This window comes from Burkholderia sp. HI2761, assembly GCF_002223355.1.
In the GTDB taxonomy this organism is placed as follows: domain Bacteria; phylum Pseudomonadota; class Gammaproteobacteria; order Burkholderiales; family Burkholderiaceae; genus Burkholderia.
In genome coordinates, this window is record NZ_NKFN01000006.1 from 119,615 (window position 1) to 133,258 (window position 13,644).

A 13,644-nucleotide genomic window follows, 5' to 3' on the forward strand; every position below is an offset into this window, starting at 1 on the left:
TAGGCGGAACGAGCCAACCTCGACGCGCTCCGCCGCCCACCCGGCCCATCCTGTATGTCGATTTTTTCCGGGGAGCGTACTGTTCGCTTCGGCGCCGTCAAATTCGATATTTTTACGATATACGGTTACTCGAAATACACCATGCGTGCACGATACCGACAGTGCGACAGGTTACACAACGAGAATTACCAGAATCCAAAATTCGGCTCGTTTATCTTTTTTATCTAACCGGTTTTATCCGGATTGTATTTTCCCGGATTTGCTCGACGCGCGAATCGGGACAACGCCAATTGCTCAGATAAATAGCGTGCCGCAAAGTGCCGCCCATGCCCGATATGTCGGTCGAAACTTCGATCTCCGCACATGCCGCTTCCCACGCACAACCTGCCGCCGCGCGTCATTCGATCACCGCAGCATTCAATTTTCACGTTTCAAACGATATTATTAAATTTCGAAACGGAATCAATCCACGTTGAATCAATAATACCAACTTAAATTATATGAAGATTATCGATTGAAACATATTTAACAATCTTTCCGACTTGTTAACCTATAAATTTGTTTTCGACGGACTTCCCTCGGAGCCGTCAATTTCGTGCCTTCGAAAACCGTCGAACCCATCCGGTTCGGCGGTTTCTTTTTTTAACGGCATTATTTCGTCAGACATTAGGGCGGGACAAACCCGACGGCGGGGGCGGCGCAACGACCGTGCGCCGCGGAAACTCGGTCTCAGGCGGCCGGCGCGCCGATCAGGTTCGCGAGCAGCGCGTCGTATTCGGCGACGAGCGCCGGATTCGCCGACGTGTAACGTCCGAGGATCTCGCGCTGGCGCCGCGTATACGCTTGCCAGTCGTCGTCGTGCGTATGCAGCGCGCGAAGCAGCGCATCGGCGCCCTGCTGCACGTCGTTGTCCGGATAGTAGTAGCCGAGATCGGGCGCGAGACTCGCGTTGTGCACGAGCGGATAACCCTGCCAGCACACGTCGAAATAGAAATAGTTCAGCGGGTTCGACCATTGGTGCGACACGACGATATCGGTCAGGTCGGCCAGGAACAGCGGCGTATCGAAGCGCCCGACGAAGCTCGCCTTGCCCGCGCGCACGATCTCCAGGTAGTTCATCAGCATCACGAACTCGGGGCTGTCGTGCGCGAGGCGATCGGCGTTCGTCACGTGCGCGAAGCAGATCGCGTCGGGATCGCGGCGATACGCTTCGTCGATGATCAGCATCGGATACACGCAGAACTTCACGACGTTGTGGTTCGGCTCCATCACCGTGAGCCGCTTGCCGGGCTCGCTGCGCGGCCGGTATTCGCCGCGCTCGGGCAGCGACTGCGCGCGTTCGGTCAGGAACATCGGATCCCACACGAACGGCACGACGCGCCCCGGGCAGCGGCGCAGCGACTGCAGGAATGGCAGCGACGACGGCGCGATCTGCGGAATCGCCCATACCTCGTCGTAGCCGCGGTTGATGAACAGCGAATCCCACAGCCGACGGCCGAACAGCATCGACTCCATCGCGTTGATGTACTCGACGCCGCAGCAATAGCTGACCAGCTTCACGCCGCGTGCTTTCAGGTAGGCCGTCTGCTCGCCGTCGATCTGCCCGCCCAGTTCGATCACCACGTCGAGCGCGTCCTTCATGTCCGCGAACGCGCGCGTGGCATAGACGTTGCGATCCCACGGCAGCGCGTCGGTGAGCGGCACGTCGGTCGTGTTGACCAGCGTCACGCGGTAGCCGTGCGGCGACGCCATCAGCAGCTTCGCGAGGAACAGCGCGTTCTGCTTGATGCCGTTGATCCACAGGCTTTCGTCGGGGGCACGCAATCCGATCGTGATACCGATGCGCAGGCCGGTCAGGACAGGAGACGTCATCGTCGGCGGGATGGAAAGTTGAACGGAAATGGCATGGCGCAGTGTAGCGCGCGGAGCGCCGCCCGCGTCAAGCGGCGGCAACCCGGCATTTTAGCGAAGACAGCCCGCCGCACACTGTCAGGGATGGTCAGCGCCCACTTCGGCCGTGCCGATCCGCCCGATCGTTATGCGATACTCGTGCCGGCCGGCGGCAGGCAGCCCGGTTGTCCCGGAGCACTCGAGCAAGCAGCACGCCGCCTCGCCGCACCACGATCAAAACCAGGGCATACAGAATGGAACACGATGCCGCGCAAGGCTTCCAGCCCATCCATGACGCACCGCGGCGGCGCTCGCAGGCAAGCGTATCCGGATGGAGTGCCGAGCCGAAGAACGCCGCGCGGATCGTGTGCGCGCTTCCCAGCGTTCGGAGCGCGCGATGATCGTCCTCAGTCATTTCAGCCAGCACGCGCCCGCAAGCCTCGATAACCACCGCCGGTACGCGCAGGCGCATGGCTATCGTCACGAGATCGTCGATGCATCCGGCATGCCGCAAGCGCTGCCGCTGCGGCCGCTGCATCGCTACGAGTCGCTGCTTCACGTGCTGCGCGGCGCGCAACCCGACGAACTCGTGCTGCTGCTCAGCGAAGACGCGGCGATCATCGAACCCGTCGCGCTCGATCGCCTGATGGCCGGACGCGACATGCTGTTCGTCGACGCATTCGCATCGCCGCTGCCGCAAGTCGACGTGCAGATCTGGCGCAATACACCGGACGTGCGCGCGATCGCGATGCGGCTCGTGCAGCGCTGCAAGCTCGGCAGCGAACCGAGGCTGACGTCGGAAGCCGCGCTGTTCGCGGATCTCGATACGCATCGCTACATGACGCCGATCGACGGGCTGTACGCGGTCATGCCGTGCGGCCCCGACCTCGATCCGATGTGGAGCCGCGAACCGACGTTCGCGATCAGCATCGACGACACGCCGCACGATCCCGAACGGAAAGGCGCGACGCCGCGCTTTCGCGACACGCTCGTCGCGCACGTCAATCGCTGCCGCGCCGCCGGGCGACCGATGTTCGCGTTCGATCACGACGCCGCGGCGCCTGACGAAGCCGCCGAGCGCAGCACGTACAACCCCGGCCGCCCGATCGCGTTGATGATGCTGTACACGCCGAACATCGGCAGCTATGCGCGCATCGCCGAACGGAATTTCCGGCGCTACTGCGACGCGCACGGCTACACGCTCTACGTGCATCGCGACATTCCCGCCGAGATCGGGCTGAACGCGACGGGCAACTGGTTCAAGCCGTGGGTGCTGCACGCCTACCTGCAGCACCACGAATGGGTCGTGTGGCTCGATGCCGACGTGCTGATCGCGAACCGGCAGCAACCGCTGGAACCGCTGCTCGAAGGGCGCGACTGCCTGCTCGCGCAGGACCTCGGCCAGTGGGCGTTCAATTCGGGCGTGATGGCGTTCCGCCGCACCGAACGCAATGACGCGATGCTGCGCGACCTGATGACGACGATCGCCGCGCTGCACGACCGCTCGAGCGTCTATGCGAGCGATGGCGACCAGTTGCATTTCATTCGCGCGATGGAGCGCGACGGACAGTTGCAACCCGAAGGCGTGGCCGATCTCGTCGGCCTCAACACGCCCTGGCTGTTTCGCCGTGCGGACAGCTACATCGTGCATTACTACGGCATGTGGTCGGCGATGCGTGCGCTGATGATGGCGCACGACGACGGGCTGTTGCCCTGACGGCGCCGCATCGTCATCGATTGGCAAACACGACGCGCCGGCCGGATTCGACCGGCCGGCGCGTCGTCGCATCGATGGCCGTCGTCAGATCGCCGCGATCGTCGGCGCGACGGCCGCGGGATCGGTCAGGCTCGGCTTGCCGGTCTCGACGTGCCCCGCGATGCGGCGCGTCCAGCCGGCATTGCCCGCCACCGCGAACTGCAGGTCGTACCAGTGGCTGCTGCACGACAGGTCCCAGTGCGCTTCGATCCGCTGGCCGGCCGGAACCGTCAGCGTGCGCGCCGCGCCGCCGTATGCGACATCGGTCGCGGTGATCGTCAGCGGGCCGGTGCCTGCATTGGCGATCGTCACGTACACATCGCCATTCGCGGTGTCGTAGCACGGCGTGATTTCGGGCTTGGCAGCGGCATCCGCAGCCGCCGACCCCGCGAAGCGCCGGAAATAGCCGTTCGGCCCCCACACGCTCACCAGGTAGTTGCCGTTCGCATCGAGCGCCCACGTATCGGTCAGCTGCTTGCCCGCTTCGACCGTATAGCGGCGTGGCATCGCGGTGGGGTCTCCCGTATAGACCCAGAAGTGCGCGCCCTGCGTACCGGTATTCGCGAACGTCAGCGCGTAGCCTTGCGCCTGCAACTGGCCGGTGACGTGCAATTCGTACGGCAGCGCGCGCGCCGGCCGCGTGCCCGGTTCCTGCGCGGTCACGACCTGCTGCGCGGTACTGGCCGGCGCGGTCTGCGACGACGCGCGCGAGCATTGCAGGTCGGCCTGCGCGACATACGCCTGCGTGCTCGGCAGGCTCGGCAGCGTCGTATCCGATTTCGAGAAGTCGAGCGCCGACGTCAGGTCGCCGCAGATCGCGCGGCGCCACGGCGAGATGTTGGTCTCCGTCACGCCGAAGCGCTTCTCGATGAATTGCAGCACCGACGTGTGATCGAACACCTGCGAGCACACGAAGCCGCCCTTCGACCACGGCGACACGACGAACATCGGCACGCGCGGGCCGAGGCCGTACGGCAGGTTGTCGGCCGTATACGTGCCGGCTTGCGTCGAGGTCACGACGTTGTGCCGCTCGAGCGACACGTCGACGGTGCTCATGCCCGAGCCCGGCAGCGTCGGCGCCGACGGCGGCACGACATGGTCGAAGAAGCCGTCGTTCTCGTCGTACATGATCAGCAGGACCGTCTTGCTCCACACGTCCGGATTGGACGTCAGCGCATCGAGGATCGTCGACAGGTAGTACGCGCCATACAGCGGCGTGAACTTCGGATGCTCGGAATACGCGGCGGGCGGCAGCAGCCACGACACCTGCGGCAGCGCATTCGCCTGCACGTCGGCCTTCAACTGCGTGATCGGACGCGTGCTCATCCCGCGCGTCTGCAGCGACGAACCGGCCGGCGCATTCACGAAGTTGTTGAAGCACGCCAGCATGTTGGTGCCGTAGTTGCCGGTGAAGTTGTCGAACCCGGTGCCCTGCTGATAGATCTGCCACGAGATGCCGGCTTTTTCGAGCCGTTCCGGGTAGGTCGTCCAGTTGAAGGGCGGCAGCTGCACCTTGTCGAACTGGTTGTCGATGTAGTCGGTGTTGTCGAGCAACGGGCCGCCGCCCGTGCCGAGCGGATCGACCATGCCCGTCATCAGGTACATGCGGTTCGGGTGCGTGTTGCCCGGGATCGAGCAGAAGTAGTTGTCGCACACCGTGAACGCATCCGCGAGCGCGTAGTGGAACGGGATGTCGTCGCGAACGTGATAGCCCATCGTCATGTTCGACTTCTGCACGGCCCATTGGTCCGCGCGGCCGTTGTCGATCGCGCCGTGCGTCGTCGCCCACGTGTGCGGCAGGCCGCCGACACATTGCGCGTTGACGCCCGGATTGGTCGTGTCGTAGCGGAACGGTGCGATCACGCTCGACTTGTCCTCCTGGCGCGGCTGGAACCACACCGGCTTGCCGTTCGGCAGCGTGACCGGGAAACGGTCGTTGTAGCCGCGCACGCCGCTCAGATGACCGAGGTAGTGATCGAACGAGCGGTTCTCCTGCATGAACACGACGATGTGCTGCACATCCTGGATCGTGCCCGTCACGGTGTTCGGCTCGATCGCCAGCGCCTTGCGGATCGATTCCGGAAGCAGTGCGGTGGCGGCGGTCGCGCCGGCGAGGCCGGCCGAGAACTTCAGAAAATCGCGTCGCGAATGGATGGCCATGCTGGTTGCTCTTGATGGGTTTTCTGGTGGAAACGGCCGATATCAGGAAGCGGGCGACGAAGCAGGCGCGGTGAACCCCGGCGGGCAGCGCATCTGCGCGGTGGCGACCACGGCGCCGCCGCACGCGGCCTTCTGCTGCGCGACGGGCGCGGCGGGTGCGGTCAGGTCGTCGTTGCAGGCGCCGAGCAGGGCGGTCAGCGCGATCAGACCGGCGGCCGCGAAAGGCCGTAGGGCCGACGTTCGCATAACGGTTCTCCGTGAGGATGACGACGTGACGCGGACGCGAACGCCGCGCCGGTCATATCGAAGCCGAGATGCTATGTTCGACTTGTTACACGACGGTGTCGAGCGGCGGGAAGATCGAGGTGCACGCAGCGCGCGGCACGCGGGGATGTGGCGGAAACGGCGAAAGTCGTAAGTCGTTCGAAAGATTTGCGTGATTCAAGCGTACTGCTTCGTGCGTCCTCGATACCGAAGCTGCGCCGTCGCGACGACGGCGAACGACGAAGCGCTTTCTTGCGAGCCGGTCGCCACAGCAACCGGCCCGCGTACGATAGCCAGGCTCGCTCAGCCTTCCGCCATCGTCAGCAACTGCGCACCGTCCACGACCTGGTCGCCGACGCCGTACAGTACTTCCGCGACGATGCCCGCGCGCGGCGCGCCGATCGTGTGTTCCATCTTCATCGCTTCCATCACGATCAGCGGCGTGCCGGCTTCGACCTTCTGGCCCGGCTCGACCAGCACCGCGATCACCTTGCCGGGCATCGGCGCGGTCAAGCGGCCGCCGCCCTGCTCCGCATCGCCGGCATGCGCGAGCATGTTGCGCCATTCGAACGTCTCGGCCGCACCCTGCGTGAACACATGGAACGTGTCGCCGTCCGCATATACGCGGCCGCTGCCGCGCACGCCGCCGAGCGTCACCTCGAAATCGAGCGGCGTGGCGCCGCGCGTCCACGCGAACGGTTGCGCGGCCGCGTCGCCGATCGCGATGCGCGTGCCGGCGCCGTCGTCCTCGTATGCGACCGTCACGTCCGCTTCGCGATCGGCCGCGTGCCATTCGAGCGTGCGGCGATAGCCACCGTTCAGTCGCCAGTCCGGCAGCGCCTCCCATGGCGATGCGTGCTGTACCGCACCGCGTTCGCGCGCAAGCAGCGCCGCGCATGCAAGCGCGAGCGTGGCGCGCGGCGGCTGTTGCGGCGCGAACAGCGCATCGTGATTGCGCTCGATCAGGCCCGTATCGAGATCGGCCGTCGCGAACGGCTCGCACGCGACGATCCGCTGCAGGAACGCGGCGTTCGTATGCAGGCCGACCACTTCGCACGCGCGCAGCGCACGCAGCATCAGGCCCAGCGCTTCCGCGCGATCCGCGCCGTGCACGATCAGCTTCGCGATCATCGGATCGTAGAACGGCGTGATCGCATCGCCTTCGCGCACGCCGCTGTCGATGCGCACCGAAGCACCGATGTCGAACTCGACGCCGGCAGGCAGCCGCAGGTGCTTCAGCGTGCCCGTCGACGGCAGGAAGCCGCGCGCGGGATTCTCCGCGTAAAGGCGTGCCTCGAGCGCATGGCCCTGTACGCGCAACGCCTCCTGCTTCAGCGGCAGCGGCTCGCCCGCCGCGACGCGCAGTTGCCATTCGACGAGATCGAGCCCCGTGATCATCTCGGTGACCGGATGCTCGACCTGCAGGCGCGTGTTCATCTCCATGAAGTAGAACGCTTCGCCCGTCATGATGAATTCGACGGTGCCCGCGCCGACATAGCCGACCGCGCGCGCGGCCGCGACGGCCGCTTCGCCCATCGCCTGGCGCACGTCGTCGTGCAGCCCCGGCGCCGGCGCTTCCTCGAGCACCTTCTGGTGACGGCGCTGCACCGAGCAGTCGCGGTCGAACAGGTACACGGTATTGCCGTGCGTGTCGCCGAACACCTGCACCTCGACGTGGCGCGGACGCGTCAGGTATTTCTCGATCAGCACGCGATCGTTGCCGAAGCTGCTCGCGGCTTCGCGCTGGCACGACGCGAGCGCCGCCCGGAAATCGTCGGAGCGCTCGACCACGCGCATCCCCTTGCCGCCACCGCCCGCGCTCGCCTTCAGCAGCACCGGATAGCCGATCGCATCGGCTTCGCGATGCAGGTTGGCCGCATCCTGATCGTCGCCGTGATAGCCGGGCACGAGCGGCACGGCGGCCGCGTGCATCAGCGCCTTCGCGGCCGCCTTCGACCCCATCGCCGCGATGGCGTCGACCGGCGGCCCGATGAACACGATGCCGGCCGCTTCGCATGCATGCGCGAAATCTTCGTTCTCCGACAGAAATCCGTAGCCGGGGTGAATCGCCTGCGCGCCGGTGGCGCGCGCGGCTTCGATGATGCGCTCGATGCGCAGGTAACTGTCTGCCGCGGCCGAGCCGCCGATGTGCACGGCCTCGTCGCATGCGGCCACGTGTTTCGCGTTCGCATCCGCGTCGGAATAGACGGCGACGCTCGCGATCCCGAGGCGTTTGCACGTCGCGGCGACGCGGCAGGCGATTTCGCCGCGGTTGGCGATCAGAATCTTGTCGAACATGGCTTCGATGTCGTCCGGTGGGTTGGGGTCACGCGATCATTCACGCCACGACGGCGTGCGCTTGTCGAGGAAGGACGCGATCCCTTCCCGCGCTTCCGCGCCGGCGCGGGTCTTCGCGATCCAGTCGGCGGTCTGCTCGATCAGCGTCGCGTCGAGCGCGCGGCCGGCCACGTCGGCGACGAGTCGCTTGCATGCCTTCACTGCGTCGGGGCCGTTCGCGACGAGCGTCGCGGCCAGCTTCGCGACCGTTTCGTCGAGCGCGTCGGCCGGCACCGCATCGTGAATGAAGCCGAGCGACGCGGCACGCGTGCTGTCGAACACCTCGGCCGTCGTGAAGTAGCGGCGCGCCGCGCGCTCGCCCATCGCACGGATGACGTACGGTGCGATCGTCGCGGGAATCAGCCCGAGCCGCGCTTCCGACAGGCAGAACTTCACGCCGTCGGCGGCGATCGCAATGTCGGCCGCAGCGACGAGGCCCACGCCGCCCGCATACGCGTCGCCATGCACGCGCGCGATCACCGGCTTGCCGCAGCGATGAATCGCTTCGAGCATCCGCGCGAGCTTGCGCGCATCGGCGCGGTTCTCGTCGGCCGAGTAACCGGCCATCTTCTTCATCCAGTTCAGGTCCGCGCCCGCGCAGAATGCCGCGCCTTCCGCGGCGAGCACGATCGCGCGCACGTCCCGGTGCGCGTCGAGCCATTCGAACGCGGTGGTCAGCTCGGCGATCGCCGTCTCGTTGAACGCATTGCGCACGTCGGGACGCGCGAGCGTGACGGTCGCCACGCGGCCGGCTTCGCTTACCTTGATCGTTTCGTATCGCATCGGTCTGTCCTCCCGGGCGTTACATGCGGAACACGCCGAAGCGCGTGTCGTCGATCGGCGCGTTCATCGACGCGGCAAGACCGAGCCCGAGCACGTCGCGCGTCTGCGCGGGATCGATCACGCCGTCGTCCCACAGTCGCGCGCTCGCGTAATATGGATGGCCCTGGCGCTCGTACTGGTCGCGGATCGGCTGCTTGAACGCGTCCTCCTCCTCGGCCGACCACGAACCGCCCTTCGCCTCGATGCCGTCGCGACGCACGGTCGCGAGCACCGACGCGGCCTGCTCGCCGCCCATCACCGAGATGCGGGCGTTCGGCCACATCCACAGGAAGCGCGGGCCGAACGCGCGGCCGCACATCCCGTAGTTGCCCGCGCCGAACGAGCCGCCGATGATCACCGTGAATTTCGGCACCTTCGCATTCGACACGGCCGTCACCATCTTCGCGCCATGCCGCGCGATGCCTTCGTTCTCGTACTTGCGCCCGACCATGAAGCCGGTGATGTTCTGCAGGAACACGAGCGGAATCTTGCGCTGGCAGCACAACTCGATGAAGTGCGCGCCCTTCACGGCCGATTCGGAGAACAGGATGCCGTTGTTCGCGACGATCCCGACCGGATGGCCCCAGATGTGCGCGAACCCGGTGACGAGCGTCGTGCCGAAGCGCGCCTTGAATTCGTCGAACGCCGAATCGTCGACGATGCGCGCGATCACTTCGCGCACGTCGAACGGCTTGCGCGTATCGACCGGAATCACGCCGTACAGGCTCTTCGCGTCGTAGCGCGGCGGCTTCGGCTCGCGCAGCGCGACCGGCGGCGCGATCTTCGGCGCGAGATGGCCGACGATGTTGCGCGCGATCGACAGCGCATGCGCATCGTTCTGCGCGAGATGGTCGGCCACGCCAGACAGGCGCGTGTGCACGTCGCCGCCGCCAAGATCCTCCGCGCTCACTTCCTCGCCGGTCGCGGCCTTCACGAGCGGCGGCCCGCCGAGGAAAATCGTGCCCTGGTCCTTCACGATGATCGACTCGTCGCTCATCGCCGGCACGTACGCGCCGCCGGCCGTGCACGAGCCCATCACGACGGCGATCTGCGCGATCCCCGCCGCCGACATCGTCGCCTGGTTGAAGAAGATGCGGCCGAAGTGATCGCGATCGGGAAACACGTCGTCCTGATTCGGCAGGTTCGCGCCACCCGAATCGACGAGGTACACGCACGGCAGCCGGTTTTCCGCGGCGATTTCCTGCGCGCGCACGTGCTTCTTCACGGTGATCGGATAGTAGGTGCCGCCCTTGACCGTCGCGTCGTTGCACACGATCACGCATTCGCGACCGGCGATACGGCCGATCCCGGTGATGACGCCCGCGCCCGGCGCGTCGTCGTTGTACATGCCGTTCGCCGCGAGCTGCGAGAACTCGAGGAACGGCGCGCCCGGATCGAGCAGTTGCGCGATGCGATCGCGCGGCAGCAGCTTGCCGCGCGACAGGTGCTTGTCGCGCGCGGCCTGGCCGCCGCCCTGCGCGAGCTGTTCGATCTTCGCGCGCAGGTCGGCGACGACCGCCTCGAGCGCCGCGGCATTCGCGCGGAAGTCTTCCGAACGCGGGTTCAGTTTCGATTCGATGATCGGCATCGACAAGGCTCCGTTCGCGTGACGTGGGCGTTACATCGTTTCCGCGAACAGCTCGCGGCCGATCAGCATCCGGCGGATCTCGCTCGTGCCGGCGCCGATCTCGTACAGCTTCGCATCGCGCCACAGGCGGCCGACCGGGTATTCGTTGATGTAGCCGTTGCCGCCGAGGATCTGGATCGCCTCGCCGGCCATCCACGTCGCCTTCTCGGCCGTGTAGAGAATCACGCCCGCGCAGTCCTTGCGCACCTGGCGGATATGGTCGCTGCCCGCCGAGTCGAGATGGCGGCCCACTGCGTACAGGTACGCGCGGCACGCCTGGAACGTGGTGTACATGTCGGCGACCTTGCCCTGGATCAGCTGGAATTCGCCGATCGACTGGCCGAACTGCTTGCGGTCGTGGATATACGGCACCACCGCGTCGAGACACGCGGCCATGATGCCCGTCGGGCCGCCCGATAACACCGCGCGCTCGTAGTCGAGGCCGCTCATCAGTACCTTCACGCCGCCGTTCAGTTGGCCGAGGATGTTCTCTTCCGGCACTTCGACGTCCTGGAACACCAGCTCGCCCGTGTGCGACCCGCGCATGCCGAGCTTGTCGAGCTTCTGCGCGACCGAGAAGCCCTTCATCCCCTTCTCGACGATGAAGGCGGTGATGCCGCGCGCATTCGCTTCGACGTCCGTCTTCGCGTAGACGACGAGCGTGTCGCAATCGGGGCCGTTGGTGATCCACATCTTCGTGCCGTTGAGCACGTAGCGGTCGCCGCGCTTGTCCGCGCGCAGCTTCATGCTGACGACGTCGGACCCGGCGTTCGGCTCGCTCATCGCGAGCGCGCCGATGTGTTCGCCCGACACGAGCTTCGGCAGATACTTCTGCTTTTGCGCATCGGTGCCGTTGCGGTGGATCTGGTTCACGCACAGGTTCGAGTGCGCGCCGTACGACAGGCCGATCGACGCCGACGCGCGCGAGATCTCTTCCATCGCGACCATGTGCGCGGTGTAGCCCATGTTCGCGCCGCCGTATTCCTCGGAGACGGTCATGCCGAGCACGCCGAGATCGCCGAACTTTTTCCACAGATCCATCGGGAACTGGTCGGTGCGGTCGACCTCCGCCGCGCGCGGCGTGATTTCCTTCGCCGCAAACGTCGCGACGGCGTCGCGCAGCATCTCGATGTCTTCACCGAGCATGAATTGCACGCCGGGCAGGTTGATCATGTCTCCTCCGTCTCCAGAAAGTGTGTCGCACTCACCGATTTCTGAGCTTTACTCAAATCGAATGACTACGTCCATTCATTGACCCATAAAGCGGAAATTTTGCACAGTTTCGCGTCTCCACGGGTTCGGCGTCAATAGTTTTCTGAGTGATACTCAGATATGATGCGAGCATGACAGCCGCTTCCGCCGACACCATGACCGCCACCGCCAAAGCCGACCGCGCCGACACGCCGCGCGCACCCGCCGGGCGCAAATCCCAGCAGCGCGTGCAGGACATTCTGCGCGCCGGCCGTGAAGTGTTCGCCGAAAAAGGTTACGAGCATGCGACGGCCGCGGAGATCGCGCAGCGCGTGGGCGTGTCGGAGGCGACGGTGTTCAGCTATTTCCGTGGCAAGCGCGAGCTGTGCGCGCGCGTGATCGCCGACTGGTACGACGAAATCATCGCCGCGTTCGAACACGGAATGCCGCGGGACGCGTCGGTGCAGCAGCAGTTCGCGTTCATCGTTCGCACGCACCTGCGGCTGATGCTCGTGAACGGTACGGGATTGTGCGCGCTGGTGCTGTCGGAAGGCCGCGCGAAGCAGCATGCGCTGAGCGACGAGCTCACCGCGCTGCAGCGCCGCTACACGGCGCCGCTGATGGACGTGCTCGCGCGCGGCCAGGCGGCCGGGCAGGTTCGCGCGGATCTGCCGCTGAGCCTGCTGCGCTCGATGGTGTTCGGGCCGATCGAGCACGTGCTGTGGGATGCGATCCTCGGGCACCGCAAGCTCGATACGGAAACGACGGCCACGCAGTTGATCGACATGCTGTGGGCCGCCGTGCAGCCGCCGGCGCCGGAACAGGCGGCGCTCGTGCGCTTCAGGAACGAAGTGGCCGAAGCCGTGCGACGGCTGGAAGGCGAAGCGTCACGCGCGTGACGCCGCCGGGCAGCGCGGCGGCCGCCCCACCGCCGCTTCCGCACCGTCGCTCAGAGGTGGGCGCTGCTATGAATCCTCGCTGACGCGCAGCGGCGCGCGGCTCTGCTCGTTGTTCAAATGGACGAACTTGCGCAACAGGCGCATCAGTTCCTGCGAATCGTCGTCGCCCATCCCGTCGAACAGGCCGGCGCGCAGCTCCTGCACCGACGGAATCAGATGCGTGAGCAGTTCGGCGCCGGCCGGCGTCAACAGCAGGCGCCGCTGACGCCGCGGCAGCACTTCGCGGACGATCAATCCCTTCGCTTCGAGCCGGACCGCGAGATCGGCAGTGGTCGACGTGTCGAGCGCCACCCGCTGCGCGAGCGTCACCTGATCGAGCCCCGGACACTCGTACAGCATCCGCAGCACCGCGTACTGCACGGGCGTCACGTCCCGGCCCAGCTTCTCGTAGAACATCGCAACCGCGATCTGGTGTGCGCGCCGGATCAGGTGCCCGGGTTCGTCGTACAGATCGAGCGGAAAAGCCGGCAGGCCGGCGGGATTCGTTTTTTCCATGAATGAGTCGATGACATAGGCGGCGCGCGCCGTTGCGCACGCCGACGGCATGGCGCCGTCTCGCGCCAGTTCCCGGGAAAACCAGTATACCGCTCGCCTTGCTCCCGCCAATCTCGATGAGTACACTGAATCTCATTCAGTAC

Annotated in this window: 10 protein-coding genes; 2 read left to right on the forward strand and 8 right to left on the reverse strand. The window is 65.9% G+C overall.

Annotation, left to right across the window (positions count from 1 at the left end):
• Nucleotides 1-729: 729 nt before the first annotated feature.
• Nucleotides 730-1,872 carry a DUF2827 domain-containing protein gene (locus tag CFB46_RS17165; RefSeq protein WP_089500591.1) on the reverse strand — a complete coding sequence of 381 codons (1,143 nt, stop codon included), beginning with the start codon at nucleotides 1,870-1,872 and terminating at the stop codon, nucleotides 730-732.
• A gap of 415 nt (nucleotides 1,873-2,287) precedes the next feature.
• On the opposite strand from CFB46_RS17165, the gene CFB46_RS17170 reads away from it, so the two are divergent.
• Complete coding sequence (locus tag CFB46_RS17170; RefSeq protein ID WP_089500592.1) at nucleotides 2,288-3,607, forward strand: galactosyl transferase GMA12/MNN10 domain protein; 1,320 nt, start codon at nucleotides 2,288-2,290, stop codon at nucleotides 3,605-3,607.
• Between the two features lie 84 nt (nucleotides 3,608-3,691).
• Here CFB46_RS17170 and CFB46_RS17175 read toward each other — a convergent pair whose 3' ends face one another.
• The 6 genes from CFB46_RS17175 to CFB46_RS17205 all read right to left on the reverse strand — a co-directional run bounded on the left by CFB46_RS17175 (nucleotide 3,692) and on the right by CFB46_RS17205 (nucleotide 12,029).
• Nucleotides 3,692-5,806 (reverse strand): phosphocholine-specific phospholipase C, encoded by a 2,115-nt coding sequence (locus tag CFB46_RS17175; RefSeq protein WP_089500593.1) that lies wholly within the window; start codon nucleotides 5,804-5,806, stop codon nucleotides 3,692-3,694.
• 42 nt (nucleotides 5,807-5,848) lie between these two features.
• The gene (locus CFB46_RS17180) at nucleotides 5,849-6,052 is read right to left on the reverse strand and encodes a hypothetical protein (protein WP_089500594.1); all 204 of its coding nucleotides are present in this window, start codon (nucleotides 6,050-6,052) and stop codon (nucleotides 5,849-5,851) included.
• Nucleotides 6,053-6,373: 321 nt separating this feature from the next.
• Entirely contained in the window at nucleotides 6,374-8,368 is a 1,995-nt protein-coding gene (locus tag CFB46_RS17190; protein WP_089500595.1) for an acetyl/propionyl/methylcrotonyl-CoA carboxylase subunit alpha, read from the reverse strand.
• A gap of 36 nt (nucleotides 8,369-8,404) precedes the next feature.
• The gene (locus CFB46_RS17195) at nucleotides 8,405-9,190 is read right to left on the reverse strand and encodes an enoyl-CoA hydratase/isomerase family protein (RefSeq protein WP_089500596.1); all 786 of its coding nucleotides are present in this window, start codon (nucleotides 9,188-9,190) and stop codon (nucleotides 8,405-8,407) included.
• Nucleotides 9,191-9,209: 19 nt separating this feature from the next.
• A complete protein-coding gene (locus CFB46_RS17200; RefSeq protein WP_089500597.1) occupies nucleotides 9,210-10,817 on the reverse strand; it encodes a carboxyl transferase domain-containing protein in 1,608 nt (535 codons plus the stop codon).
• A gap of 30 nt (nucleotides 10,818-10,847) precedes the next feature.
• Nucleotides 10,848-12,029 carry an isovaleryl-CoA dehydrogenase gene (locus CFB46_RS17205; protein ID WP_089500598.1) on the reverse strand — a complete coding sequence of 394 codons (1,182 nt, stop codon included), beginning with the start codon at nucleotides 12,027-12,029 and terminating at the stop codon, nucleotides 10,848-10,850.
• Nucleotides 12,030-12,199: 170 nt separating this feature from the next.
• Between CFB46_RS17205 and CFB46_RS17210 the strand changes: the two genes are divergently transcribed.
• Nucleotides 12,200-12,946 carry a TetR/AcrR family transcriptional regulator gene (locus tag CFB46_RS17210; protein ID WP_027781436.1) on the forward strand — a complete coding sequence of 249 codons (747 nt, stop codon included), beginning with the start codon at nucleotides 12,200-12,202 and terminating at the stop codon, nucleotides 12,944-12,946.
• A gap of 66 nt (nucleotides 12,947-13,012) precedes the next feature.
• Here the strand turns inward: CFB46_RS17210 and CFB46_RS17215 are convergent, their stop codons facing one another.
• Complete coding sequence (locus CFB46_RS17215; RefSeq protein WP_027781437.1) at nucleotides 13,013-13,501, reverse strand: MarR family winged helix-turn-helix transcriptional regulator; 489 nt, start codon at nucleotides 13,499-13,501, stop codon at nucleotides 13,013-13,015.
• Between the last annotated feature and the right edge of the window lie 143 nt (nucleotides 13,502-13,644).

Bases quoted from the DNA above. Each gene is read 5' to 3' on its own strand.
- CFB46_RS17165 (WP_089500591.1), bottom strand. From the start codon at position 1,872: ATGACGTCTCCTGTCCTGACCGGCCTGCGCATCGGTATCACGATCGGA.
- CFB46_RS17170 (WP_089500592.1), top strand. From the start codon at position 2,288: ATGATCGTCCTCAGTCATTTCAGCCAGCACGCGCCCGCAAGCCTCGAT.
- CFB46_RS17175 (WP_089500593.1), bottom strand. From the start codon at position 5,806: ATGGCCATCCATTCGCGACGCGATTTTCTGAAGTTCTCGGCCGGCCTC.
- CFB46_RS17180 (WP_089500594.1), bottom strand. From the start codon at position 6,052: ATGCGAACGTCGGCCCTACGGCCTTTCGCGGCCGCCGGTCTGATCGCG.
- CFB46_RS17190 (WP_089500595.1), bottom strand. From the start codon at position 8,368: ATGTTCGACAAGATTCTGATCGCCAACCGCGGCGAAATCGCCTGCCGC.
- CFB46_RS17195 (WP_089500596.1), bottom strand. From the start codon at position 9,190: ATGCGATACGAAACGATCAAGGTAAGCGAAGCCGGCCGCGTGGCGACC.
- CFB46_RS17200 (WP_089500597.1), bottom strand. From the start codon at position 10,817: ATGCCGATCATCGAATCGAAACTGAACCCGCGTTCGGAAGACTTCCGC.
- CFB46_RS17205 (WP_089500598.1), bottom strand. From the start codon at position 12,029: ATGATCAACCTGCCCGGCGTGCAATTCATGCTCGGTGAAGACATCGAG.
- CFB46_RS17210 (WP_027781436.1), top strand. From the start codon at position 12,200: ATGACAGCCGCTTCCGCCGACACCATGACCGCCACCGCCAAAGCCGAC.
- CFB46_RS17215 (WP_027781437.1), bottom strand. From the start codon at position 13,501: ATGGAAAAAACGAATCCCGCCGGCCTGCCGGCTTTTCCGCTCGATCTG.